Genomic DNA, 24,235 nt, shown 5'->3' with positions numbered 1-24,235 from the left:
AGAAACATGCTCCGGAGAAAGACCAGCGGGACGACGACACGGCTCCCGCAACGCACCAGCATCCTGTCCCAAGTCAGCGAAACCACGGTCGACCGCCGCGCCTTCCTGCGCGGCTCGGGCCTTGCCATCGGTGGCCTCGCGGCCATCGCGGCAACCGGCGGCACGGTGACGCGCGCCTCGGCGCAATCGGCGGCGACGGCGGCGGTTAAGAACGTCAAGTCGGTCTGCACCCACTGCTCGGTCGGCTGCACCGTCATCGCCGAAGTGCAGAACGGCGTCTGGACCGGCCAGGAACCCGGCTGGGACAGCCCCTTCAACCTGGGCGCCCATTGCGCCAAGGGCGCCTCGGTGCGCGAGCACGCCCACGGCGAGCGCCGGCTGAAGTATCCGATGAAGAAGGAAGGCGGCGTCTGGAAGAAGATCAGCTGGGAGGACGCGATCAACGAGATCGGCGACCAGATGCTGAAGATCCGCGACACCAGCGGCCCGGATTCGGTCTACTGGCTCGGCTCGGCCAAGCATTCCAACGAACAGGCCTACCTGTTCCGCAAGTTCGCCGCCTACTGGGGCACCAACAACGTCGACCACCAGGCGCGGATCTGCCACTCGACCACCGTTGCGGGCGTTGCGAACACATGGGGCTACGGCGCCATGACCAACTCCTACAACGACATCCACAATTCCAAGGCCATCTTCATCATCGGCGGCAACCCGGCCGAGGCGCATCCCGTCTCGCTGCTGCACGTGCTGAAGGCCAAGGAAGAGAACAACGCGCCGCTGATCGTCTGCGACCCGCGCTTCACCCGCACCGCGGCCCATGCCGACGAATACGTCCGCTTCCGCCCCGGTTCGGACGTCGCCCTGGTCTGGGGCATCCTGTGGCACATCTTCGAGAACGGCTGGGAGGACAAGGAGTTCATCCGCACCCGCGTCTGGGGCATGGACCAGATCCGGGAAGAGGTGAAGAAGTGGACGCCCGAAGAGGTCGAGCGCGTCACCGGCGCGCCGGGCAGCCAGCTCAAGCGGGTGGCGATGACGCTCGCCAACAACCGCCCCGGCACCGTGATCTGGTGCATGGGCGGCACCCAGCACACCAACGGCAACAACAACACCCGCGCCTATTGCATCCTGCAGCTGGCGCTTGGCAACATGGGCACCGCCGGTGGCGGCACCAACATCTTCCGCGGCCATGACAACGTGCAGGGCGCAACCGACCTCGGCGTTCTGGCCGACACCCTGCCCGGCTACTACGGCCTCGCGGCAGGATCCTGGGCGCATTGGGCCCGTGTCTGGGAAGAGGACCTCGACTGGCTCAAGGGCCGCTTCTCGGTGATGGCCGGCGCCGGCAAGGACGGCAAGGACCGCCTGATGATGGAAGAGACCGGGATCCCGGTCAGCCGCTGGATCGACGGCGTTCTGGAAGCGCGCGAGAACCTGGACCAGCCGGACAACACCAAGGCCATGGTGCTCTGGGGCCACGCGCCCAACTCGCAGACCCGGATGAAGGAAATGAAGACGGCGATGGAGAAGCTCGACCTTCTCGTCGTGGTCGACCCCTACCCGACCGTCTCGGCGGTGCTGCACGACCGCACCGATGGCGTCTACCTGCTCCCGGCCTCGACCCAGTTCGAGACCCGTGGCTCGGTGACCGCCTCCAACCGCTCGCTGCAATGGCGCGACAAGATCGTCGAGCCGCTGTTCGAGAGCAAGCCGGACCACACCATCATCGCGATGTTCGCCAAGAAGTTCGGTTTCGACGACCGGATGTTCCGCAACATCAAGATGGACGGGGACGAGCCCAACGTCGAGGACATCACCCGCGAGTTCAACCGCGGCATGTGGACCATCGGCTATACCGGCCAGTCGCCGGAGCGGCTCAAGCTGCACATGGAGAACCAGCACACCTTCGACCGCACCACGCTGCGCGCCGTGGGCGGCCCGGCCGATGGCGATTTCTACGGGATGCCCTGGCCCTGCTGGGGCACACCCGAGATGAACCACCCGGGCTCGGCCAACCTCTATGACATGTCGATCCCGGTGGCACAGGGCGGCATGGGCTTCCGCGCCCGCTACGGCGTGGAATACAAGGGCGACAACCTGCTCGCCGAAGGGGTCTACCCCGTCGGGTCCGAGATCCAGGACGGCTACCCCGAGTTCACCATGCAGATGCTGATCGACCTCGGCTGGGACGGCGACCTGACCGACGAGGAACGCGCCAGCATCGAGAAGGTGGCCGGCTACCAGGCCCCGCAGAATGCCGGCGACGGCAAGGCCGAGGTCGGCGAGACCTCGCAGACCGGCGAGCGGCCTTCGGACTATGCCAAGCAGGTCGGCGGCATCAACTGGAAGACCGACCTGTCGGGCGGCATCCAGCGGGTGGCGATCAAGCATGGCTGCGCGCCCTATGGCAACGCCAAGGCCCGCGCGGTGGTCTGGACCTTCCCCGACCCGGTGCCGCTGCACCGCGAACCGCTCTACACCAACCGGCGCGACCTGGTGGCGGATTACCCGACCTATGCCGACAAGAAGTTCTGGCGGGTGCCGACGCTCTACAAGACCATCCAGGACAAGGACTTCTCGAACGACTACCCGATCATCCTCACCTCCGGCCGCCTGGTCGAATACGAGGGCGGCGGCGACGAGACCCGGTCCAACCCCTGGCTGGCCGAGCTGCAGCAGGACATGTTCATCGAGATCAACCCGCGCGATGCCAACAACCTCGGCGTGCGGGATCGGTCGCAGGTCTGGGTGGAAGGCCCGGAAGGCGGCAAGGTCAAGGTGATGGCGATGGTGACCGAACGTGTCGCCAGCGGCGTGGCCTTCATGCCCTTCCACTTCGGCGGTCACTTCGAGGGGGTCGATCAGCGCAGCAAGTATCCCGAAGGCGCCGATCCGATCGTGCTCGGCGAAAGCACGAACACGGCACAGACCTACGGCTATGACTCGGTCACCCAGATGCAGGAGACGAAAGCGACTCTCTGCAAGATCTGGGCAGCGTAAGGAGGACGGACAGATGGCAAGAGCCAAGTTTCTTTTGGACGCCGAACGCTGCATCGAGTGCAACGCCTGCGTCACCGCGTGCAAGAACGAGCACGAGGTTCCCTGGGGCATCAACCGCCGCAAGGTGGTGACGATCAATGACGGCAAGCCGGGCGAACGCTCGATCTCGGTGGCCTGCATGCATTGCTCGGACGCCCCCTGCATGGCGGTCTGCCCGGTGGACTGCTTCTACCAGACCGAAGAGGGCGTGGTCCTGCATTCCAAGGACCTCTGCATCGGCTGCGGCTACTGCTTCTACGCCTGCCCCTTCGGCGCGCCGCAGTATCCGCAGGCGGGCAACTTCGGGTCGCGCGGCAAGATGGACAAGTGCACCTTCTGCAACGGCGGCCCGGAAGAGAACAACTCGACCGCCGAGTTCGCCAAGTATGGCCGCAACCGGATCGCCGAGGGCAAGCTGCCGATCTGCGCCGAGATGTGCTCGACCAAGGCGCTGCTTGCCGGTGACGGCGACGTGGTCTCGGCGATCTACCGCGAACGCGTGGTGGCCCGCGGCTTCGGCTCGGGCGCCTGGGGCTGGGGTACTGCCTACGACCAGAAGGGCGGCTGAGCCCTGAACCCTTGCGGCGGAGCGGGCAACCGCTCTGCCGACTTCCGGCAGAACCGGAATTTCGCGAAAATTCCGGGCCGGAAAATTCGGAATTTTCCGGCCGTTTTCCGTGACGGAAAACGGCCCCCCGTCACCCGACCGGAGAGAGTGATGCGCGCATTCCTGGCCCTGGCCCTGATCCTGTTCACCGCCCTGCCGGGCGTCGCCCAGGACATCCCCACCCGCGAGACGCCGCTCTCCCCCGACCCGATGATGAACGTGCGCCCGCCCGAGAACGGCGCCGTCGCCGCGCGTCCCTCGACCGGCGGGGCGACCACGCTCGAAGACATCATGCGCCGCCAGCGCGGCGAGAAGGTCGATCTCTCCTTCCGCACCGAGGGCACCAACGACCCCGACAGCGCCGCCGCCATCGCCGGGCAGCTGGGCACCCGCGGCGCCGCCTCGGATGCCGAGGTCTTCCGCGCCATCCGCTACGGCACCGCCGATGTCACCGTTTCCAACAACGGCCCCGCCTCGGGCGTGCTGATCCAGGACGGCGGCATGTGGTGGCTCGACATCCGCCGCACCATCCTGCCGGAATACGGCGCCTGGCTGCTCGGCGGGATGCTGGCGCTGCTGGCGCTGTTCTACCTGATCCGCGGCCGCATCCGCATCGAGGGCCCCAAGACCGGCATCCGCATCACCCGCTTCTCGGGGTTCGAGCGGTTCGGCCACTGGCTCTTTGCCGGCAGCTTCCTGCTGCTGGGCGCCACCGGGCTGATCTCGCTCTTCGGGCGCAAGCTGCTGATCCCGGCCTTTGGCCATGACGCCTTCTCGACGCTGGCGATCGGATCGAAGTGGATCCACAACAACGTCGCCTGGGCCTTCATGCTGGGCCTGGTGATCGTCGTCATCAACTGGGTGGCGCACAACATCCCGAACCGGCTTGACCTTGTGTGGCTGGCCAAGGGCGGCGGGCTGTTCTCGAAGCACTCGCACCCGCACGCAAAGAAGTTCAACGCCGGGCAGAAGATCATCTTCTGGGCCTGCGTGCTGCTGGGCGTGTCGATCTCGGCCTCGGGGCTGTCGTTGCTCTTCCCCTTCGAGATGCCGATGTTCGCCGACACCTTCCGCCACATCAACGCCCTCGGCCTGCCCGAGCTCTTCGGCTATGCCCCCCTGCCCGAGGTGATGGCCCCGCATGAAGAGATGCAATACGCCCAGCTCTGGCATTCGATCATCGCCTTTGTCTTCCTCGCCATCATCTTCGCCCATATCTACATCGGCACCATCGGCATGGAGGGCGCCTTCGACGCGATGGGGTCGGGCGAGGTCGAGTTGCAATGGGCGCGTGAACACCACGACCTCTGGGTCGAGGAGGTCGCCGGGCGCGAACCGGCCGCGGCCAAAGCCAGCCCTGCCGAATAGACCATGCGGGCGGCCCTTCTTGCCGCACTGCTTCTTTCCGCGCCCGCCACGGCGCAGGACTTCTTCACGCTGAAGGGCCACGGTGGCCCGATCATGGGCATCGCCGTCGCCCGCTCGGGCCGCATCGCCACCGCCAGTTTCGACAATGCCGTCGGCCTCTGGCAGGGCCCCGCGCCGCAGTGGCTCGACGGGCACGAGGCGGCTGTGAACGCGGTCGCCTTCGTCGATGACAACAGGCTGGTTTCGGCGGGCGACGACTTTACCCTGCGGCTCTGGCCCGGCGGCACCGTGCTGGGGCGCCATCAGGGCAAGATCCTCGGGCTTGCCGTCTCGCCCGACCGCAGCCTTGTCGCCTCGGCCAGCTGGGACGGCAGCATCGGTCTCTGGCCGCTCGACGGCGCGCCCGGCCGCCTGCTGCAAGGCCACGCCCAAGGCGTCAACGCCGTGACCTTCGCACCCGACGGGCGGCTCTACTCGGCCTCGGTCGATGGCACCATCCGGCTCTGGGACACCGCCACCGGCACCGAGCTGCGCGAGATCGTCCGTCACGGCTTTGGCGTCAACGAGCTGGTGCTCTCGCCCGAGGGCTGGCTCGCCTATGGCGCGGTCGATGGCGTCACCCGCATCGTCGACCCGGAGACCGGCAGGGAGATCGCCGACTTCACCCTCGAACGCCGCCCGATCCTCGCGCTTGCGCTCAGCCCCGACGGCAGCCGCCTCGCGGTGGGCGACGGCGAGGGCTATATCATGATGATCGACACGCAGAGCTGGCAGATCGCCACCGACTTCCGCGCCACCCTGCGCGGCCCGGTCTGGGCCCTCGCCTTCAGCGCCGATGGCCTCAACATCCATGCCGGCGGCCTGGACGAGGCGATGTACAGCTGGCCGGTGGCCGCGATGGACGGCGACCGCATGGCCGGCGCGCAACCGAGCTTCCTGAAGAAACCCGAGGAGATGGAGAACGGCGAACGCCAGTTCGCCCGCAAATGCTCGATCTGTCACAGCCTGACGCCCGACAGCGGCCGCCGGGCCGGCCCTACCCTGCATGGCCTGTTTGGCAGGCAGGCGGGCAGCGTTACTGACTACAGGTATTCCGAAATCCTTGACGGCTCGCCCATCGTCTGGAATGAAGCGAGCATCAATTCGCTGTTCGACCTCGGCCCAGATCATTTCATTCCAGGTTCAAAGATGCCGATGCAGCGCATTACCGACGCCGGCGACCGGGCAGACCTGATCGCTTTCCTGCGTCGGGCAACCGCACCGGGAGGAACAAAATGAAAGCCGCGCTGTCAGCATTTGCAGCAATTGCCGTGATCTCGATCGCGGCCTTCTATGGCCTGCACGAGGCCGGATTCTCGGCCGCCCAGCGCACCAGCAGCGACTCGGTACGGCTCGACTAAGTGTCAGAATATCTCACCACCCGCGAACTTGCCGACCTGCTGCGGATCGGCGAACGGAAGGTCTATGACCTCGCCTCCAACGGCGAAGTGCCCTGCGTCCGCGCGGTCGGCAAATTGCTCTTTCCCCGCGCCGAAATCTCGGCCTGGCTCAAGGCCTCGCGCTCGGGTCCGCAGGTGGCCGAACAGCCCCTGCCCCCGATCATCGCGGGCAGCCACGACCCGCTGCTGGACTGGGCGCTGCGTGAAAGCCGCTCGGGGCTGGCCAGCTTCTACGACGGCTCCTTCGACGGGCTGACCCGGCTGGCGCGGCGCCAGGCGCTGGCCGCCGGGCTGCACATCCGCGAGTGCGACGGCTGGAATCGCGATGCGCTGCGCGACGCTGTGCACGAGGCACCGGTGGTGCTGATCGAGATCGCCCGCCGACAGCGCGGGTTGCTGCTCGCGCCGGGTCTCAAGGACATCGCCAGCTTTGCCGACCTGCGCGGCCGCCGCGTGGTGCTGCGTCAGGACAGCGCCGCCAGCCTGCGCGAATTCGACGCCCGCCTGGTCGAGGCCGGTCTCGGCCGCGAGGATATCGAGGCGATTCCCCTCCGCGCCCGTACCGAAGAGGAACTCGCCATCGCCCTGCACGACGCCAAGGCCGAGGTCGGCTTTGGGCTCGGTGCGCTTTCGGGGCTCTATGGCCTCGGCTTCGTGCCGCTGGTCGAAGAGCGTTTCGACCTCGCCGTCTGGCGCCGCGCCTGGTTCGATCCGCCGATGCAGAAGCTCCTGGCCTTCCTCGCCTCGCCCGCCTGCGCGGTGCGTGCGGCCGAGCTTGGCGGCTATGATCTCTCGGGTCTCGGCACGGTTCATCACAACGGCGCAACCGGCTGATCCACGTCGCTAATTGGCTGTCAATGGGCGCGCCGCTTTGGTAGTTATCGGTAACACGGGCGATCACCGCCCGGTGCTCCGAACAAGGCAGTGATGGAACCCGAGATCCGCAAGATCGTCAGCTATGACGAGGAAACCCTGGTCGAAGGCTTTCGCAAGGCGGCCACGCCTTGGCGCATGTTCGCCGTGGCTGCCGTGGTGCGAAACCCCTGGGCCGGCCGCTATGTCGAGGATCTGAAACCCGAGATCATGGCCTATGGCCCGGTGCTCGGCGAGTTGCTGACCAACCGGATGCTATCGCTTGCCGGCGGCGGCGGGGCGATCGAGGCCTATGGCAAGGCCGCCGTCGTCGGGCTTGACGGCGAGGTGGAACATGCCTCGGGTCTGATCCACACGCTGCGCTTCGGCAATTTCTACCGCCAGGCGGTGGGGGCGAAATCCTATCTCTCGTTCACCAACACGCGCGGACCGGCCAATGCGCCGGTGATGATCCCGTTGATGGACAAGAACGACGCGGGCCGCCGCTCGCATTATCTCACCATCCAGTTCGCCATTCCGGATGCGCCCCGCGCCGACGAGATCGTCGTCGCGCTGGGGGCGGCGACCACGGGTCGCCCGCATCACCGCATCGGCGACCGCTATCAGGACTTGAAGGACCTCGGGCATGACCTGGACAACCCGGCCGCGGTGTAACCTCGGCGGACTGGCGGCGATCACGGCGGGCGAAGGCCCGCTGGTGCTGCTGCTGCACGGAGTCGGCCTGCGCGCCGAAGCCTGGAACGCGCAGATCGACGCGCTGAGCGCACGCTATCGCGTGGTCGCCCCCGACCTGCCGGGGCACGGTGGCAGTCCCGCCGTCGGCGTCGAACGGCTCGGCGCCTATACCGACGCGGTGGCCCGGCTGCTCGACGAACCGGGGCTGGTCGTCGGCCATTCCATGGGCGCGCTGATCGCGCTCGACCTCGCCGGGCGCTACCCTGACATGGTCGACGGGATTGCCGCGCTCAACTCGGTCTTCCGCCGCTCGGACAGCGCCCGCGCCGCCGTGCGCGCCCGCGCCGAAGCGCTGGATGGCCAGACCATCGCCGACCCCACGCCGACCCTGAAACGCTGGTTCGGCGAAGCGATGTCCCCCGAACGCGCCGCCTGCGAGAGCTGGTTGCGCGGCAACGACCCCGAGGGCTATCGCGCCGCCTATGCCGTCTTCTCGCGCTCCGACGGCCCCTCCAGCGCCAGCCTGCGCGCGCTCCCCGTGCCGGCGCTCTTCATGACCGGCGAGGCCGAGCCGAACTCGACCCCCGCCATGTCCCGCGCCATGGCCGAGCTTGCGCCCCAGGGCCAGGCGCTGGTGGTGCCCGGCGCCGCGCACATGCTGCCGATGACCCACCCCGATGTGGTCAACGCCGCCCTGCTCGACCTCGCCGCGGACTGCCTGCCATGACCGCCCCCGACCCCCGCGAGTTGCGCAGCGCCTTCGGGCGCTTCATGACCGGGGTCACCATCGTCACCAGCCTCGACGCCGACGGCAAGCCGGCCGGCTTCACCGCCAATTCCTTCTCCTCCGTCTCGCTCGATCCGCCGCTGCTCTCGGTCTGCCCCGGCCGGTTCCTCTCGACCTTCCCGGTCTTCGCCGCCTGCGACCGCTTTGCCGTCAGCATCCTCGCCGAGGGGCAGGAAGGCATCTCCAACACCTTCGCCAGCTACAAGGGCGACCGTTTCGCCCGCACGCCCTGGACCCCCGACGCCCAGGGCATCCCGCTGATCGACGGCGCGGTGGCGCAGTTCTCCTGCACCACCCACGCCCGCGTCGAGGCCGGCGACCACATCATCCTCATCGGCGAGGTCACCGCCCTGCGCCAGTCCGACCGCCCCGGCCTCGGCTACCTCGGCGGGCAGTATTTCTCGCTGGGGCTGGAACGCGAGGCCCGCGACCCTGCCCGCACCAATATCTGCGGCGCGATTGTCGAGCGCGAGGGCACCGTCCTGCTGGAACCCACGCCCAAGGGCTATGCCCTGCCGGAAACCTGCCTGACCGACCATTCGGCGCTGCGCAAGAGCCTCGCCGCCGATCTCGCCCGCCGCGGCCTCGATGCCCGGCTCGGTCAGGTCTACTCGGTCTACGACGACACCCGGTCCGGCACCCATTACGCCTACCTGCTGGCCACCGCCGCCCCCGGCCCCACCCTGCCGGGATTTGATGCGGTGCCGATCGCCGATCTCGCCGGTGCCCGCTTCGCCACGCCCGCCACCGCCCGGATGCTCGCCCGTTTCGCCGAGGAAGCCGCCAGCCGCGCCTTCACGCTCTACCTCGGCGACACCGAGGCGGGCGACATCCACAGCCACCCGGAAAGGCCCTGAAACATGGACTTCTCGCTCTTCGCGCATATGGAACGCCTGACGCCCGAGGAACCGCACGAGAAGCTCTACGAAGATTTCCTCGGTCTCTGCCGCATGGCCGACGAGGGCGGGATGCGCGCGGTCTGGACCGGCGAGCACCACGGCATGGAATTCACCATCGCCCCAAACCCCTTCCTGTCGCTGGTCGATATCGCCCACCACACGAAGAACCTGCGCCTGGGCACCGGCACGGTGATCGCGCCCTTCTGGCACCCGATCAAGCTCGCCGGCGAGGCGGCCGCCGCCGACCTGATGACCGGCGGGCGGATCGAGATCGGCATCGCGCGCGGCGCCTATTCCTATGAATACGAACGCCTGATGCCCGGCCTCGATCCCTGGCAGGCCGGCCAGAGGATGCGCGAATCCGCGCCCCTGCTGCGCCGGCTCTGGGCTGGCGACTGCGCCCATGAGGGCGAGTTCTACAGCTTCCCCGCCACCACCAGCGCGCCCAAGCCCGTGCAGCCCGGCGGACCGCCGATCTGGATCGCCGCGCGCGATCCCAACAGCCACGAATTCGGCGTGCACAACGGTTTCAACATCCAGGTCACGCCGCTCTGGATGGGCATGGAGGAGATCCGCTCGCTGATGGACCGCTTCAACGCCGCCTGCGCCAGCCATTCCGGCCCGCGCCCCAGGATAATGCTGCTGCACCACGCCTATGTCGGCGCCGACGAGGCCGACCTCGACCGCGCCGCGCGGGAACTGTCGCGCTACTACGCCTATTTCGGCGCCTGGTTCCAGAACAAGCGCCCGGTGTCGCAGGGGCTGATCGAGACGCTTTCCGAGGCCGAGATCGCCGCCAACCCGCTCTATGCGCCGGAAAACCTGATGCGCGACCTGACCATCGGCACGGCGCGGCAGGTGATCGACCGGATCAAGGCCTACGAGGACCTCGGCTATGACGAATTCTCGCTCTGGATCGACAGCGGCATGAGCATCGAGCGCAAGCGGGCCTCGCTCGCCCGCTTCATCGACGAGGTGATGCCGGCCTTTGGCTAGAGTGGCGCGTAGAGGTGGCGCGCCACCTCGGCGAAGGGGGCGCCGCCCGCCAGCCCGAGGACCGCATCGCGCAGCCCTGACGCCCGCGCCGCACCCAGCGCCGGGGTCGCGAACTCCATGTATTTGTCGATGATATCGGCCTCGGTGAAAGGCCGCTCCGGCCCGCCCCGCGCATGGGTATCGCCCGAGGCCAGCACGCGCCCGTCGGTCAGTTCCAGCTCGACATCGGCCCAGCGCCCTTCCGGGTAGCGCGCCTCGTGGCGCGGCTCGGGGATCAGCCGGGTGCGCCCCACCAGCCGCGCGACCTCCGGGTCCGACAGCCCCGCGCCCGAGACATGTTCCAGCCCGATCCGCCCATGCACGATCATCACCGCCACCGGGAACGGCAGGGCGTATTGCGCCTTGGACGTGGTCTCGGGCATCCCCGGCCAGAGCGCAAGCGCATAGTCGAAGCTGCGGATGCGCACCTCGGCCACATCCCCGGCGCTGGCGGCATTGGCCTTGCAAAGCTCGCGCACTGCATCGACGGCGGCATGGGCCCAGCGGCAGGTCGGATAGGGTTTGATATACTGCTGCTCCACCTGCCAGAACTGGCCGAGGTCCTGCCAGAAGGCCGCCGCCTCGGGTGCCTCGATGGTGATCGCGGGGGCGCCGGTGAAGCCCTGCTCGGCCATCAGGGCCGCCGACATGCCCGCCAGCGCGCCCCAGCCCGAGCCGTCGTGGAGCATGGTCGGAGTCGCGATCTCGCGCATCATCTGGCTGCGCGGGCCGTGGTATTCGGCGATGCCCAGCGCCTCGCGCAGCTGCGCCCGGCTCTGGCCGCGCAGCCGCGCCGCCATCGCCGCCACGCCCAGCGCGTTCCAGGCCCCGGAGGTGTGATAGTCGCTGACAGTGGCGTGCAGCGCGATCCCGGCGCGCCCGGCCACCTCGTAGCCGACCACCAGGGCCGCGAGCGCCTCGGGGCCCGTCAGCTCGGGCCGCGCCTCGGCCAGCGCCGCCAGCGTCGGCACCGTGACCACGCCGATATGGCCCTTGGTCGGGTTGTAGCCGTCATGCCCGTCGAGGTTGTCGAGCTGCGTCGCAGCCGCGAAGACCGCGCCCGCGAGGCTCACCTGCCGCCCGTCGAAGAGCATCCGCGCCGCCATCTCGGGCGCGCCCGCGCCATAGAGCATCGCCGCGGTCTGCCGTCCGATCCGTCCCGCCTCCATCGGCGAGGCGGCGGCGCAGATCCCCAGCGTATCGAGCAGCAGGAATCCCGCCCGCCGCAGCACCGCCTCGGGGATCCCGGCGGCGCTGCGCTCCAGCACGAACTCCTGCACCCGCTCCAGCATCCCGGTCCCGGAAATGTCCTTCATTGCGCCCTCCGGCTCTCGACTCGTCCGCTCCAGAGTAGCGGCGCCCGGTCCCGGCTGAATGCGCCGTTCGCGACACCGGACAGCACCGAAACCGTCAATTGCCGCACGCAGCGAAATCCTGCGAGGATTTCGCGGCGTTTTCCGTCGCGGAAAACGCCTCTCCCCTCGACCGGTGGAACCGAAATCCTCGCAGGATTTCGGACGTTTTCCGCGACGGAAAACGGGCCCTCCGTGGTGTCCCGGAAAGTCACTTGGGAAAGTGATCGTGAATTCAATAACTTGGGAAGCGTCCCAGCTGGGACGCTATCCGGCATAGCCGAACAGGCGCGGCAGGAAGAGCACGGTATCGGGCACCAGGATCATCACCAGCAGCGCCAGAACCAGCACCGCAAGGAACCCCCAGGTCTCACGGATGATCTCGCTCAGCGGGATCCGCGTCACCGCGTTGATGACGAAGAGCAGGATCCCGTAGGGCGGCGTGATGAGCCCGATCATGCAGTTCACCACCGCCACCACCCCGAAATGCACGAGGTCGATCCCCAGCTCGCGCGTGGTGGGCAGGAACAGCGGGATGATGACGAGGATAATGGTCGTCGCATCCAGCACGCAGCCCAGCAGCAGGAACAGCAGGTTGACGCCCAGCAGGAAGACCAGCGGCGGCACGTCCAGCCCCACCAGCCGCGCCGCGATCAGGTTCGGGATATTCTCGGCCGCGACCACGTAGTTCAGGATCAGCGCCCCGCCGATCACCAGCCCCACCGCCGCCGAGGAGCGCGCGCTCTCGACGAAGATCCGGTAGAGCGCGCCCAGCGAAAGCGCCCGGTAGAACAGCCCCGCCAGCACCAGCGCATAGGCCGCCGCCACCGCCGCCGCCTCGGTCGGGGTGGTGACCCCGCCATAGATCCCGTAGAGCAGGATCGCCGGCATCAGCAACGCCGGGAAGGCATTCGCCGTATGGCGGGGCAGCTCGCGCAGCGGCACCGGCGTCTCCATCGCAAAACCGCGCCGGTGCGAGATCCATGAATTCATCGCCATCAGCACCAGGCCCATCAGCAGGCCCGGCACGATGCCCCCCAGGAACAGGAAGCCGATCGAGGTGTTCGAGACCAGCGCGTAGAGCACCATCGGGATCGAGGGCGGGATGATCGGCCCGATGGTCGCCGAGGCCGCGGTGATCGCCGCCGCGTAGCCCCGCGTATACTGGCCCGACCTGGTCATCATCTCGATGATGATCCGCCCGATCCCCGCCGCATCCGCCACCGCCGAGCCGGACATGCCCGAGAAGATCAGCGAGGCCACCACGTTCACATGGCCCAGCCCGCCGCGGAACCGGCCCACCGTGGCAACGCAGAACTGCAGCAGCCGCTCGGAAATGGTGCCCGCATTCATGATATTGGCCGCGACGATGAACAGCGGCACCGCCAGCAGCACGAAACTGTCGAAGAGCCCGGCCAGGATCTGCTCGCCCGCCAGCGCCACGTCCTGGCCCGAGACGGTCAGGTAGGCGATGGCCCCCACCAGGATGGCATAGCCGATCGGCGTGCCCAGCGCGGCAAGCCCGAAGAGCACGGCCAGGCAGGTGGCGAAGGCCGCGCTCACGGATCGGCCTCGTGGCCCGGCTCGTGCGCGCGGTCAGGCGGCCCGCGCCGCAGCACGTCGAGGAAGACCCAGGCATAGCGCAGCACCACGACGATCAGGAACAGCGCGTAGATCGAATAGATCGTGCGCATCGGCACCTTGAGCGTGGCGCTTTTCTTGATCCGCAGGAAGTCGATCCAGTCCCAGGTGGGCCAGAACGACCAGCCCAGCGCCACCACGATGCAGCCCGCCGAGATCAGCGCAAAAATCGCGCGGATGCCGCGCGGCATCGCAAGATAGAGGATGTCGAAAGTGACGTGATCGCTCTCGCGCACGACGAAGGCATTGCCGAAGAAGACGATCCAGATCCACAGCACGAGGCAGAGTTCGAGGGTCCAGCCGAAGGGCTGGACCATCACGTAGCGAGAGAAGATCTGCAGCAGGAAGGTGGCGAACATGGCGGCGAGCATCGCCGCCGCCACGCCTTCTGCCCCGGTCGCGCCCCAGCGCAGGAGTTTGTGCATCGCTCCCCCTCCCCCCGAGGCGCGCCCAGAGCTCAGTTGCCGAGCGCGTTCACCTTCTCGAGCAGCCCTTCCGGCCAGCTCTTGGCGTATTCGCTGTCGAGATAGGCCTTCTGCACGGTGCTGCGGAAGGCGGCGAGGTCGGGCTCGTAGATCTCCAGTCCCTTGTCCTTCAGGAAGGCGACCAACTCGTCTTCCTTCTTGAGCTGGTTGGCCCGGCCCATGTCGGCAGCGGCCCAGGCGGCGGCGGTCAGCTTTTCCTGCTGCTCGGGCGTCAGGCTGTCATAGACCTTCTTCGAGAAGGCGATGAAGTTCCAGTCGACCAGGTGCGAGGTCAGCACGATCTGCTTGGTGACTTCGTAGAACTTGGCGTCCACCACCGTCGGCAGCGGGTTGTCCTGCCCGTCGACGGCGCCGGTCTGCAGCGCGGTATAGACCTCGGTGAAGGCCATCGGCGTCGGACTGGCGCCCAGCGCCTTGCCGAGGAACTGCCAGGCGTCGGTGCCGGGCATCCGCAGATTCACGCCGGCGAGATCTGCCGGGGTCATCACCTTCTTCTCTTCCGCCGACTGGCGCAGGTTGACCTGGCGGCGGCCGAGATACATCGGCGCCAGCAGCTTGACGCCCAGCTCGTCCTCGACCTTTTGCTTGAAGGGGTCGAACAGCGGATCGTTGAAGACCTTCACCTGGTGGTCGGCCGATTGCAGCACGTAGCCGGCGGTGAAGATCGAGAACTCGGGGAAGAAGACCGCGAGTTCCTGCGCCGAGGTGATCGACATTTCGAGGTTGCCGCGCGCGATGGCTTCCAGCTCGGTGCCCTGCTTGAACAGGGTGCCGTTCCAATGGGTTTCGAAATTGGCGAAATCGGCCACGCCGGGCGCGAATTTCTCGAGCAGCGCGACCGAGCGCTGGTCGGTCTCGGACTGCACGGCCGAAAGGCGGATCTGCACCTTGTCCTGGGCAAATGCGGCGGCGGGGCCAAGGGCCAGCGCCACCGACGCGGCCAGCAGGCCACGGCGGGTCAGCGAAGTCGTCACGGTAGTTCCTCCCGATATGTCACCCGCCGTTCCCTGCGGCAGGTCCTCCATTCTGCAATGAGTTCCACAAATACCGGGGCCAGACAACTGCAACCGATAATTCCCCGGAAATGAAATTGCCCCTTCCCTGCTTTCCGGCGGCCCCCTATCACAGTGAACCATCGGACGGCGCGGCCCCGTGCCCTGCGCCGACCGCCAGCCCGTCGGCGACGGGCCAATGCGCAGAGAGAAAGCCCCGATGAAAACGATCTATGTCCTGAACGGCCCCAACCTGAACCTGCTCGGCAAGCGCCAGCCCGAGATCTACGGGCGCGAGACGCTCGAGGATGTCGAGAAGCTGTGCCAGTCGGTGGCGGGCGAGGCCCACCAGATCCGCCTGCTGCAGTCGAACTGGGAGGGCCAGATCGTCGACTGGATCCACGAGGCGCGCGAGAAGGCCTGCGGCATCGTCATCAATCCGGCCGCGCTGACCCATACCTCGGTTGCTGTGCTCGACGCGCTGAACACCTTCGAGGGGCCGGTGATCGAGGTGCATATCAGCCAGGTCCACAAGCGCGAGGCCTTCCGCCACCATTCCTATGTCTCGATGCGGGCCGACGGGGTGATCGCCGGGCTGGGGCTTGAAGGCTACGCCGCCGGGGTGCGCCGGGTGGTGCAGCTGACGAAGGACTAGGCGGTGACGGGCGCGGTCCCCATCGCCGTCGTCGGCGCCGGGATGATCGGCCGGCGTCATGCCGAGGCCATCTTCGCCGCGCCCGGCGTTAGCCTGGCCGCCATCGCCGACCCGGCACCGGGTGCGCGCGAAGTGGCCGAGGGCCTTGGGGTGCCTTGTTACCCCGGTCTGGACCACCTGCTGGCCGCGCGGGTGGCCGATGCGGTCATTCTCGCCACGCCCAACCAGATGCATGTCGAAGGAGCGCTCGCCTGCATCGCGGCAGGCTTGCCGGTGCTGGTGGAAAAGCCGCTGGCCTCCGACCTCGACGGCGCCCGCCGGATCGTCGCCGCCGGCGAGGCCGCCGGTGTGCCCGTCGCCACCGGCCACCACCGACGCCACAACCCGCTGATCGCGCGGGCGAAGGCACTGCTCGACGAAGGGCGGCTGGGCCAGGTCGCCACCGTGCAGGGCACCACCTGGTTCCTCAAGCCTGACGACTATTTCGACACCGAGTGGCGCCGCCGCAAGGGCGCCGGGCCGGTCTATCTGAACCTGATCCACGACGTCGACCTGCTGCAGCACTTCTGCGGCCCCGTCACCCAGGTGCAGGCGATGGAGAGCAACGCCCTGCGCGGCAACGAGGTCGAGGAGACTTCGGTGATTCTGCTGCGCTTCGCCTCGGGCGTGATCGGCACGGTGAACGTCTGCGATGCCGCCGCCGCGCCCTGGAGCTGGGAGCTGACGGCGCGCGAAAACCCCGTCTATCCCGCCACCGGCGAGGCCTGCTACCTGATCGGCGGCACGCGCGGCTCACTCTCGCTGCCCAGCCTCGCGCTCTGGACGCATGAGGGGAAGAATTCATGGTGGTCGCCCATCGCCGCCACCCGGTTTCCCTTCGACTTTGCCGACCCGCTGGTGCTGCAGGCGGCCCAGTTCGGCCGGGTGGTGCGTGATGGCGAAGCCCCGGTCGTCACTGCGCGCGACGGCCTTGCCGCGCTGGCGGTGATCGAGGCGGTCAAGCAGGCGGCGGCCAGCGGTGCCCTTGTCAACGTGGAGGTCGAGGCATGACGGCGCTCATCAGCGGCCATACCCGCATCATCCCGCATATCGGCGTACCGACCGAAAGCTTTCGCGCGCCGATGATCTACAACCCCTGGTTCGAGGAGTGCGGCGCCGATGTGGTGGTGGTGCCGATGGGTTGCGAGGCCGAAGATTTCGCCGCCTTCCTGCCCCTCGTCGCGCGGTTGCGCAACTTTGCCGGGGCGCTCATCACCATGCCGCACAAGGTGCCGGTGGTCGACCTACTGGACGAGGCCAGCCCCACCGTACGCGCCTGCGGCGCCTGCAACGCGGTGCGCCGCGATGCCTCGGGCCGGCTGGTCGGCGACATGTTCGACGGCGAGGGCTTCGTGCGCGGGATGGAGCGCAAGGGCCGTGCCGCCGCCGGGGCCTCGGCGCTGGTGGTCGGCGCGGGTGGTGTCGGCTCGGCCATCGCCGCCTCGCTGGCCCGCGCGGGTGTTGCCCGGCTGGGCCTGTTCGACACCGACCGCGCGCGGGTCGAGGCGCTGGCCGACCGCATCCGCCAGCATTTCCCCGGCTGCGAGATCGAGACCGGGTCGAAGGACCCTGCCGGCTGGGACATCGTGGTGAACGCCACCCCGCTTGGCATGGACGCCGGCGACCCGCTGCCGGTGGAGGTCGAGCGCATCGCGCCGGCCACCTTCGTCGGCGAGGTGGTGATGAAGGTCGAGCAGACGCCCTTCCTGGCCGCCGCCGCCGCCCGTGGCTGTGCCACGCAGGTCGGCACCGACATGCTGTTCGAGATGATCCCCGCCTATCTCGAATTCTTCGGCCTGCCGGTGGCGACGCCCGAAACCCTGCGCCGCCTGGCCCGCATCAGGTATTGAGCCGCTTCACCGCCCCAGGCTGTTGAAGCTGCCGCGGATGTCCGGCCCGAGGCCCAGCCAGCCCTTGAGCACGCTGGTCACATGCGCGGTGACGCGCGGCTTCTGCCAGGACATGAACGGCCCGCCGTGCCGGCGCTGCGCCTCGAGCGCGGCATCACCGACGTAGGCGGCAAGGTCGGCGCTGATCGGGACCGGCGGCGTCACCGCCGCGCCGGTGGAGGCATCGACCAACTGCGCGGTGAAGCGGATGGAGTGCACCGCCGAGGGCGAGCGCAGGATCGCCGCCTCGGTCTCGCCGTGGAACTGCGAGACGATGATGTTCAGGTTGACCCGGCGCGTGCCGCGCATCGGCGCCACCGCGGCCCGCGCCGCCGTGGTCATGATCGCCTTGACCTGCGCCCGGCGGTCGCCGTCCGGTTCGCCATGCCAGACGATATCGGCACTGGGCACCAGCACGTTGGCCTCGGAGACCGTCAGGCTCTCGGGCACGCTGACATTGACCGCGCTGACCCGCAGCCCCTTGCTGACATCGGCGGACATCGGCGGGTAATCGACCGAAAACACGCCCCCGCAGGCCGCCAGCGCCGTCAGCGCCAAGCCCGCCAGCAGGCCTCGCGCCGCGCGCGAGATGGAAATGACTGCTCGCATCTTTTCTCTCCTTCTCATGGGTCGCCCCATGGTGTGACGACCACACTAACCTCTTTTGCCCGTGGGGCAAAAGAGGTGGTTCCGGACAGATGTGGCAGCCAGGGCGCGGGGCCCTGCTAGCCGGCGAGCGACGGCAAGTACAGCACGATGGCCGGGAAGGCGACCAGCAGGCCGATGGTTATGGCGTCGGCGATGAAGAAGGGCGTCACGCCACGGAACACGTCCTGCACCGAGAGGTCGTCGCGCACGCCGGCCACTACGAAGCAATTCAGCCCGATCGGCGGGGTGATCAGGCAGAACTCGGCCATCTTCACCACCAGGATGCCGAACCAGATCGCGCACATCGTGCCGTCCATGCCGAAGGCGCTGTCGGCTGCGCTGACGTTCTCGCCACCATTAAGCGCCATCACTGCCGGGTAGACCACCGGCAGCGTCAGCAGCAGCATCCCGATCGCATCCATGAACATGCCCAGCACCGCATAGGCCAGCAGGATCATGATAAGCGTGATCATCGGCGAATGTTCCAGCGAGGTGATCCAGTCCGAGAAGGCCCCTGGCAGATCAGCGAACCCGAGGAAGCGCACATAGATCAGCACACCCCAGATGATCGTGAAGATCATCGCCGAGAGCTTTGCCGTCTCCAGCAGCGCATCCTTGAACTGGCTCCAGGACATCCGCTTCCAGAGCGCCATCAGGAAGACCACGAAGGCCCCGAGTGCGCCGCCCTCGGTCGGCGTGCCCCAGGCATCGCCGCCGAAGGGGTTGTAGATGAACAGGATGATGATGAGGACCACGAAGAAGATCGGGAAGGCCGGCGGCAACGAGACGAAGCGCTCCTTCCAGCTGAAGCCGCCCACCGGCGGGCCGAAGCTCTTGAAGAACACCGCCATGCTGACGATCAGGGTGCCATAGACCACCGCCGAGAAGGCGCCGGGAATGAAGCCCGCCAGCAGCAGCTTGCCGACGTTCTGCTCGACGATGATGGCGTAGATCACCAGGATCGCCGAGGGCGGGATCAGGCTGGCGAGCGTGCCCGCCGCCGCCACCACGCCGGCGGCGAAGCGCTTGTCATAGCCGTTGTCGATCATCTCGGGGATGGCGATGCGCGCGAAGACCGCCGAGGTGGCGACCGAGGCGCCCGACACCGCGGCAAAGCCCGCCGTGGCAAAGACGGTTGAAACGGCAAGCCCGCCCGGCAGCCAGCCAAGCCAGCGTTTTGCCGCCTCGAAGAGCGACTTGGTCAGCCCGGCGTAATAGGCGAGATAGCCGATCAGGATGAAGGTCGGGATCAGGCTCAGCTCCTGGCTGGCGATCTTGGAATGGGGCACCTGCCCCGCCGTCTTGACCGCGATGGTCAGCGCCTTGCCGAACTTCGACGGGTCGTATCCAGCCTTGGCCCAGAAGATCCAGATCAGGCCGACCATCCCCGCGAGACCGGCCGCAAAGGCGACCCGCATCCCCAGCAGGACGACGACCAGGAGCAGGCCGGTGACCACGAGGCCGATTTGAATGGGTTCCATGCGCGCGCTCCCTCAGGCGTCCAGGCCGCTGACGTGAGCGGCCTCCTCGGCCGCCTGCTCGGCTGCCGACAGCGTGATCGGCACCGCGACCGGGTTGACCAGATTGCGCGCGAAGGCGCGGCCATAGCCCCAGAGCTGCAGGCTCAGCCGGGCCGCGAGGATAGAGAAGGCCACCGGAGCCAGCAGCTTGGCCGGCCAGAGCGGCAGCTTGATGTCGATCGAGCTGTCGCGGCTCCAGAGCGGCGCTCCGAAATCGAGGCTGCGCATGACATGCGCCCAGCTGCCCCAGATCAGCAGCACGATCAGCAGCAGCGTCACCGCCGTGGTGACGAATTCCGCCGCCCAGAGCGGCCGCCCCTTCAGCTTGCCGACAAGGATGTCCATCCGGATATGGCCGCCGCTGCGCTGGGTATAGGCGATGCCCATGAAGGCGATCAGCGGCATGGCAAATTCGATCCAGTCGACATATCCCGGCATCGGCCGGTTGAAGGCATTGCGCCCCGAGACCGAGATCACCGCCAGCACCATCAGCAGGAACACCGCGATCCCGCTCATCAGCGCGAATACCTGTTCAGCCTTGAACAACCCTCGATCCAGCCGGCTCAGAAGAGAACCGTCCTCGAGTACCGGAGAGCTTCCCGCCATCCGCCGCCTCCCATGTTGGGTAGATAGTCCTTGCCCGAACCCCTCCACGCCATTACGGCGCGGAGGGGCATGTCAGGCGCATTCAGGTGTCGAAGGGCCGCCTCAGCTGCCCGACTTCGCCTTCTTCAGGGCGTCGACCACCAGGTCATAGAGCTCCTGGCCCGGGATCCCGGCGTCGTCCATCTTCGTGATCCAGGCCTCGCGGGCCGGGCCTGCGGCCATGTCGCGGAACTGGGCGATCTGATCGTCGGTGTAGTGAACACGCTTGATGTTCTTCTCATCCAGCGTCTTGTTCCACTTGGTCATAGTCTCATTGTTGTAGAACTCGATGTAATACTTGATCGCCTCGTCGACCGAGCCGTCGAGAGCCTCGCGCTCGGCATCCGTCAGGGCGTTGTAGGCATCGATGTTCACCACCACCGGGCAGTTCACCGTGCCGGGGTTGAGGTTCTCGGTCCACCAGGTCGCCTGGTCGATGGTGCGGAACGAGAGGTGCGCGTGCGGCGCGAAGGCCACCGTGTCGACCACGCCCGATTCCATCGCGTTGTAGGCTTCGGCCGAAGTCACCGAGGTCGGCACCGCGCCCACCGTGCGGAAGGCTTCGCCAAGGCCGCCGGTGGCGCGCACGCGCATCCCGGCCATCGCTTCGAGGGTCTCGCGCGGATCGCCACGGCCCACCAGGTTGTATTGCGGCATCGGCGAGGACATCAGCAGCTTGGCATTCCAGCGCTCCAGGTCCTTCTGCACCGCCGGGTGCTGGTAGACGGCATCCGAGACCGCCACCTCTTCCTCCAGCGTGCTGACACCGAGGAACGGCAGTTCGAGCACGGTCAGCGTCGGGTTCTTGTCCTCGTGGTAGCCCGCGCAGATCTGCGCCATCTCGAAGGCCCCGATCTGGATGCCGTCGAGGTTCTCGGTGTTCTTGGACAGGCCGCCATAGCTGATGTTCATGGTGAACTCGCCGCCTGTCTTCTCCTTCACCAGCTCGGCGATCTTCTCGATATGCTCGGTAAAGGCGCGCCGCTTGCCCCAGACGGAGACGTTCCACTCGGTCGCGGCGGCCTCCATGGCAAAGCCAAAGGTAACGGAGGCCGCGATGGCCCCGGTCAGCATCTTGTTCATGAATTCTCTCCCTATGTGCCTCCCATTTCTGCGGGAGGCTTGAGCGAAAGCTAGCGCGGCTGCGCGCCGCTGCCAACCCTTGTTGGCGCCGCAACCTTTCGCGCGGGCCGCATCGATCGCGCATCAACCCTGCGCCGAAGCCCCGGCCGTATTGCGACGGATCAATTTGTCACACCTGCGCGGGCCGCCCCGCCTTTGCGGCCCGTTCGAAATGCGGCTTTGCAGCATGACAGGATGCGCGCGCGGCATTGACAGAAAATGCCAGTCCCGCAAAGGCATTCCCTGCCGATGCCGGCGACAAGTTTACTGGATCGCCTTCCGGGCCGACAAAAATTTACAAGCAAATCGTTACTTTCCATTATGTTATTCCAAAATTTTCTGACGCGACTATTATCCCGCCCGAGGAGTATCGCCCCGAACCACACGGACTCGGGGCAGCCACAGGCCTGACAGCCAGAGGGAGGAACAGTCCATGAGCTCAGCAGCGCACCCCGATTCCGCGGCCTCGGCCGTGCATCCGCCTTCCGCCGAAACCATCGCTCGCGCCCATGTCGACGCGGCGAAATACGAGGCGATGTACAAGGCCTCGATCACGGATTCTGCCGGCTTCTGGGGCGAACAGGGCAAGCGCATCGACTGGATCAAGCCCTATACCCAGGTCCGCGACGTCGACTTCACCCTCGGCCAGGTCAAGATCAACTGGTATGCCGACGGCACGCTGAACGTCGCCGCCAACTGCATCGACCGCCACCTCGCCACCCGCGCCGACCAGACCGCGATCATCTGGGAGCCGGACGATCCGAAGGACCCGGCCAAGCACATCACCTACCGCGAGCTGCACGCCGAGACCTGCAAGATGGCCAACGTGCTGAAGTCGCTGGGCGTGAAGAAGGGCGACCGGGTGGTGATCTACCTGCCGATGATCCCCGAGGCGGCCTATGCGATGCTGGCCTGCGCCCGCATCGGCGCGATCCACTCGGTGGTCTTCGCCGGCTTCTCGCCCGACGCGCTCGGCGCACGGGTCAACGGCTGCGACGCCAAGGTGGTGATCACCTCCGACGGCGCCCCGCGCGGCGGCCGCGTCACCAAGCTCAAGGACAACGTCAACCAGGCGCTGCTGCACGACACCACCGACGTGAAATGCCTGATCGTGCGCCGCACCGGCCAGCAGATCGCCTTCCGCCAGGGGCTCGACTACTGGTATCACGAAGAGGCCGCCAAGGTCCCCGCAGACTGCCCCGCCGAAGAGATGAACGCCGAGGATCCGCTGTTCATCCTCTACACCTCCGGCTCCACCGGCCAGCCCAAGGGCGTGGTGCATACCTCGGGCGGCTACCTGGTCTACGCGGCGATGACCCACCAGATCACCTTCGACTATCACGAGGGCGACATCTACTGGTGCACCGCGGACGTGGGCTGGGTCACGGGCCACAGCTACATTGTCTACGGCCCGCTCGCCAATGGCGCGACGACGCTGATGTTCGAGGGCGTGCCGACCTTCCCCGACGCCAGCCGCTTCTGGCAGGTCTGCGAAAAGCACAAAGTCACCCAGTTCTACACCGCCCCCACCGCGATCCGCGCCCTTATGGGCCAGGGCACCGAATGGGTCACCAAATGCGACCTCTCCTCGCTGCGCCTGCTTGGCACCGTGGGCGAGCCGATCAACCCCGAGGCCTGGAACTGGTACGACAGCGTCGTCGGCAAGGGCAAATGCCCGATCGTCGACACCTGGTGGCAGACCGAGACCGGCGGCCACCTGATCACCCCGCTGCCCGGCGCCCATCCGACCAAGCCCGGCGCGGCGCAGAAGCCCTTCTTCGGGGTGCAGCCGGTGGTACTGGAACCGACCACCGGCGCCGAGATCGAGGGCAATGGCGTCGAAGGCGTGTTGGCGATCAAGGACAGCTGGCCCGGCCAGATGCGCACCGTCTGGGGCGATCACGACCGCTTCGAGAAGACCTATTTCTCCGACTACAAGGGCTATTACTTCTCGGGCGACGGCTGTCGCCGTGACAAGGATGGCGACTACTGGATCACCGGCCGCGTCGATGACGTGATCAACGTCTCGGGCCACCGCATGGGCACCGCCGAGGTGGAAAGCGCGCTGGTCGCCCACGCCAAGGTCGCCGAGGCGGCAGTTGTCGGCTACCCGCATGACATCAAGGGCCAGGGCATCTACTGCTACGTCACCCTGATGAACGGCGAGGAGCCCTCCGAGGACCTGCGCAAGGAGCTGCGCAACTGGGTCCGCACCGAGATCGGCCCGATCGCCTCGCCTGACGTGATCCAATGGGCGCCCGGCCTGCCCAAGACCCGCTCGGGCAAGATCATGCGCCGCATCCTGCGCAAGATCGCCGAGAACGACTTCGGCGCGCTCGGCGACACCTCGACACTGGCCGATCCCTCGGTGGTCGACGACCTGATCAAGAACCGCTCGGAATAAGCGGCCCTCCAGGCCCGAGCGAAACCCCGCCCCGACCGGCGGGGTTTTTTTCACCCGCCCGGCCACCGCGCAAAGGGGCATTGCGCAACGGAGCAATCCCACGCGCTGCGCCCCTCATTTC

The 24,235-nt window shown here is 67.3% G+C and carries 22 protein-coding genes; 14 read left to right on the top strand and 8 right to left on the bottom strand.

Features of this window, described 5'->3' with window-relative positions:
• The first annotated feature begins 6 nt into the window (after nt 1-6).
• From IE266_RS07380 to IE266_RS07340, 10 genes are all read left to right on the top strand, one after another.
• A complete protein-coding gene (locus IE266_RS07380) occupies nt 7-3,000 on the top strand; it encodes a formate dehydrogenase subunit alpha (protein ID WP_189679390.1) in 2,994 nt (997 codons plus the stop codon).
• Nucleotides 3,001-3,013: 13 nt separating this feature from the next.
• Nucleotides 3,014-3,607, top strand: a complete 594-nt coding sequence (gene fdh3B / locus IE266_RS07375; protein WP_189679389.1) for a formate dehydrogenase FDH3 subunit beta — start codon at nt 3,014-3,016, stop codon at nt 3,605-3,607.
• A 150-nt stretch (nt 3,608-3,757) separates the two neighbouring features.
• A complete protein-coding gene (locus tag IE266_RS07370) occupies nt 3,758-5,014 on the top strand; it encodes a formate dehydrogenase subunit gamma (protein ID WP_189679388.1) in 1,257 nt (418 codons plus the stop codon).
• A gap of 3 nt (nt 5,015-5,017) precedes the next feature.
• Complete coding sequence (locus IE266_RS07365; protein WP_189679387.1) at nt 5,018-6,292, top strand: c-type cytochrome; 1,275 nt, start codon at nt 5,018-5,020, stop codon at nt 6,290-6,292.
• Complete coding sequence (locus IE266_RS27170; protein WP_268249747.1) at nt 6,289-6,414, top strand: hypothetical protein; 126 nt, start codon at nt 6,289-6,291, stop codon at nt 6,412-6,414. The genes IE266_RS07365 and IE266_RS27170 overlap by 4 nt, the downstream gene beginning before the upstream one ends.
• Entirely contained in the window at nt 6,415-7,287 is an 873-nt protein-coding gene (locus tag IE266_RS07360; protein WP_189679386.1) for a substrate-binding domain-containing protein, read from the top strand.
• Between the two features lie 93 nt (nt 7,288-7,380).
• Nucleotides 7,381-7,980: an amino acid synthesis family protein gene (locus tag IE266_RS07355; RefSeq protein WP_189679385.1), complete on the top strand. Its 600-nt coding sequence runs from the start codon at nt 7,381-7,383 to the stop codon at nt 7,978-7,980.
• Entirely contained in the window at nt 7,952-8,728 is a 777-nt protein-coding gene (locus IE266_RS07350; RefSeq protein ID WP_189679384.1) for an alpha/beta fold hydrolase, read from the top strand. The genes IE266_RS07355 and IE266_RS07350 overlap by 29 nt, the downstream gene beginning before the upstream one ends.
• Nucleotides 8,725-9,645 (top strand): flavin reductase family protein, encoded by a 921-nt coding sequence (locus IE266_RS07345; RefSeq protein WP_189679383.1) that lies wholly within the window; start codon nt 8,725-8,727, stop codon nt 9,643-9,645. The genes IE266_RS07350 and IE266_RS07345 overlap by 4 nt, the downstream gene beginning before the upstream one ends.
• 3 nt (nt 9,646-9,648) lie before the next feature.
• On the top strand, nt 9,649-10,683 hold the full coding sequence (locus tag IE266_RS07340) for an LLM class flavin-dependent oxidoreductase (RefSeq protein ID WP_189679382.1): 1,035 nt from the start codon (nt 9,649-9,651) through the stop codon (nt 10,681-10,683).
• On the opposite strand, the gene IE266_RS07335 is transcribed toward IE266_RS07340, so the two are convergent.
• From IE266_RS07335 to dctP, 4 genes are all read right to left on the bottom strand, one after another.
• On the bottom strand, nt 10,680-12,038 hold the full coding sequence (locus tag IE266_RS07335) for an MmgE/PrpD family protein (RefSeq protein WP_229863918.1): 1,359 nt from the start codon (nt 12,036-12,038) through the stop codon (nt 10,680-10,682). The two genes, IE266_RS07340 and IE266_RS07335, sit on opposite strands and share 4 nt — an antisense overlap.
• A gap of 303 nt (nt 12,039-12,341) precedes the next feature.
• Nucleotides 12,342-13,637 carry a TRAP transporter large permease gene (locus tag IE266_RS07330; RefSeq protein ID WP_189679381.1) on the bottom strand — a complete coding sequence of 432 codons (1,296 nt, stop codon included), beginning with the start codon at nt 13,635-13,637 and terminating at the stop codon, nt 12,342-12,344.
• Entirely contained in the window at nt 13,634-14,140 is a 507-nt protein-coding gene (locus tag IE266_RS07325; RefSeq protein WP_189679380.1) for a TRAP transporter small permease, read from the bottom strand. The genes IE266_RS07330 and IE266_RS07325 overlap by 4 nt, the downstream gene beginning before the upstream one ends.
• Before the next feature lie 32 nt (nt 14,141-14,172).
• The gene (dctP, locus tag IE266_RS07320; protein WP_189679379.1) at nt 14,173-15,174 is read right to left on the bottom strand and encodes a TRAP transporter substrate-binding protein DctP; all 1,002 of its coding nucleotides are present in this window, start codon (nt 15,172-15,174) and stop codon (nt 14,173-14,175) included.
• A gap of 238 nt (nt 15,175-15,412) precedes the next feature.
• On the opposite strand from dctP, the gene aroQ reads away from it, so the two are divergent.
• Genes aroQ through IE266_RS07305 form a run of 3 tightly spaced genes read left to right on the top strand, consistent with a single transcriptional unit; the run spans nt 15,413 to nt 17,736 of the window.
• Nucleotides 15,413-15,847, top strand: coding sequence for a type II 3-dehydroquinate dehydratase (gene aroQ / locus IE266_RS07315; RefSeq protein ID WP_189679378.1), 435 nt, complete (start codon nt 15,413-15,415; stop codon nt 15,845-15,847).
• Nucleotides 15,848-15,850: 3 nt separating this feature from the next.
• Nucleotides 15,851-16,897 carry a Gfo/Idh/MocA family protein gene (locus tag IE266_RS07310; protein ID WP_189679377.1) on the top strand — a complete coding sequence of 349 codons (1,047 nt, stop codon included), beginning with the start codon at nt 15,851-15,853 and terminating at the stop codon, nt 16,895-16,897.
• Nucleotides 16,894-17,736 (top strand): shikimate dehydrogenase family protein, encoded by an 843-nt coding sequence (locus tag IE266_RS07305; protein ID WP_189679376.1) that lies wholly within the window; start codon nt 16,894-16,896, stop codon nt 17,734-17,736. Before IE266_RS07310 ends, IE266_RS07305 begins: the two co-directional genes overlap by 4 nt.
• A gap of 6 nt (nt 17,737-17,742) precedes the next feature.
• Here IE266_RS07305 and IE266_RS07300 read toward each other — a convergent pair whose 3' ends face one another.
• The 4 genes from IE266_RS07300 to IE266_RS07285 all read right to left on the bottom strand — a co-directional run bounded on the left by IE266_RS07300 (nt 17,743) and on the right by IE266_RS07285 (nt 21,671).
• A complete protein-coding gene (locus IE266_RS07300; RefSeq protein WP_189679375.1) occupies nt 17,743-18,384 on the bottom strand; it encodes a DUF6778 family protein in 642 nt (213 codons plus the stop codon).
• Between the two features lie 116 nt (nt 18,385-18,500).
• On the bottom strand, nt 18,501-19,904 hold the full coding sequence (locus IE266_RS07295) for a TRAP transporter large permease (RefSeq protein ID WP_189679374.1): 1,404 nt from the start codon (nt 19,902-19,904) through the stop codon (nt 18,501-18,503).
• 12 nt (nt 19,905-19,916) lie between these two features.
• Nucleotides 19,917-20,549: a TRAP transporter small permease subunit gene (locus IE266_RS07290; protein WP_189679373.1), complete on the bottom strand. Its 633-nt coding sequence runs from the start codon at nt 20,547-20,549 to the stop codon at nt 19,917-19,919.
• Nucleotides 20,550-20,651: 102 nt separating this feature from the next.
• Nucleotides 20,652-21,671: a C4-dicarboxylate TRAP transporter substrate-binding protein gene (locus tag IE266_RS07285; protein WP_189679372.1), complete on the bottom strand. Its 1,020-nt coding sequence runs from the start codon at nt 21,669-21,671 to the stop codon at nt 20,652-20,654.
• Nucleotides 21,672-22,143: 472 nt separating this feature from the next.
• Between IE266_RS07285 and acs the strand changes: the two genes are divergently transcribed.
• Complete coding sequence (gene acs, locus IE266_RS07280) at nt 22,144-24,114, top strand: acetate--CoA ligase (RefSeq protein WP_189679371.1); 1,971 nt, start codon at nt 22,144-22,146, stop codon at nt 24,112-24,114.
• Nucleotides 24,115-24,235: the final 121 nt, after the last annotated feature.

Origin of the sequence: Seohaeicola zhoushanensis (assembly GCF_014656415.1) — a bacterium.
Classification (GTDB): Bacteria; Pseudomonadota; Alphaproteobacteria; order Rhodobacterales; family Rhodobacteraceae; genus Seohaeicola_A; species Seohaeicola_A zhoushanensis.
This window is presented reverse-complemented; position numbering and strand designations above follow the sequence as displayed.

Coding starts and splice junctions, on each gene's coding strand:
- IE266_RS07380 (WP_189679390.1), top strand. CDS start 7: ATGCTCCGGAGAAAGACCAGCGGGACGACGACACGGCTCCCGCAACGC.
- fdh3B (WP_189679389.1), top strand. CDS start 3,014: ATGGCAAGAGCCAAGTTTCTTTTGGACGCCGAACGCTGCATCGAGTGC.
- IE266_RS07370 (WP_189679388.1), top strand. CDS start 3,758: ATGCGCGCATTCCTGGCCCTGGCCCTGATCCTGTTCACCGCCCTGCCG.
- IE266_RS07365 (WP_189679387.1), top strand. CDS start 5,018: ATGCGGGCGGCCCTTCTTGCCGCACTGCTTCTTTCCGCGCCCGCCACG.
- IE266_RS27170 (WP_268249747.1), top strand. CDS start 6,289: ATGAAAGCCGCGCTGTCAGCATTTGCAGCAATTGCCGTGATCTCGATC.
- IE266_RS07355 (WP_189679385.1), top strand. CDS start 7,381: ATGGAACCCGAGATCCGCAAGATCGTCAGCTATGACGAGGAAACCCTG.
- IE266_RS07350 (WP_189679384.1), top strand. CDS start 7,952: ATGACCTGGACAACCCGGCCGCGGTGTAACCTCGGCGGACTGGCGGCG.
- IE266_RS07345 (WP_189679383.1), top strand. CDS start 8,725: ATGACCGCCCCCGACCCCCGCGAGTTGCGCAGCGCCTTCGGGCGCTTC.
- IE266_RS07340 (WP_189679382.1), top strand. CDS start 9,649: ATGGACTTCTCGCTCTTCGCGCATATGGAACGCCTGACGCCCGAGGAA.
- IE266_RS07335 (WP_229863918.1), bottom strand. CDS start 12,038: ATGAAGGACATTTCCGGGACCGGGATGCTGGAGCGGGTGCAGGAGTTC.
- IE266_RS07325 (WP_189679380.1), bottom strand. CDS start 14,140: ATGCACAAACTCCTGCGCTGGGGCGCGACCGGGGCAGAAGGCGTGGCG.
- aroQ (WP_189679378.1), top strand. CDS start 15,413: ATGAAAACGATCTATGTCCTGAACGGCCCCAACCTGAACCTGCTCGGC.
- IE266_RS07305 (WP_189679376.1), top strand. CDS start 16,894: ATGACGGCGCTCATCAGCGGCCATACCCGCATCATCCCGCATATCGGC.
- IE266_RS07300 (WP_189679375.1), bottom strand. CDS start 18,384: ATGCGAGCAGTCATTTCCATCTCGCGCGCGGCGCGAGGCCTGCTGGCG.
- IE266_RS07295 (WP_189679374.1), bottom strand. CDS start 19,904: ATGGAACCCATTCAAATCGGCCTCGTGGTCACCGGCCTGCTCCTGGTC.
- IE266_RS07290 (WP_189679373.1), bottom strand. CDS start 20,549: ATGGCGGGAAGCTCTCCGGTACTCGAGGACGGTTCTCTTCTGAGCCGG.
- IE266_RS07285 (WP_189679372.1), bottom strand. CDS start 21,671: ATGAACAAGATGCTGACCGGGGCCATCGCGGCCTCCGTTACCTTTGGC.
- acs (WP_189679371.1), top strand. CDS start 22,144: ATGAGCTCAGCAGCGCACCCCGATTCCGCGGCCTCGGCCGTGCATCCG.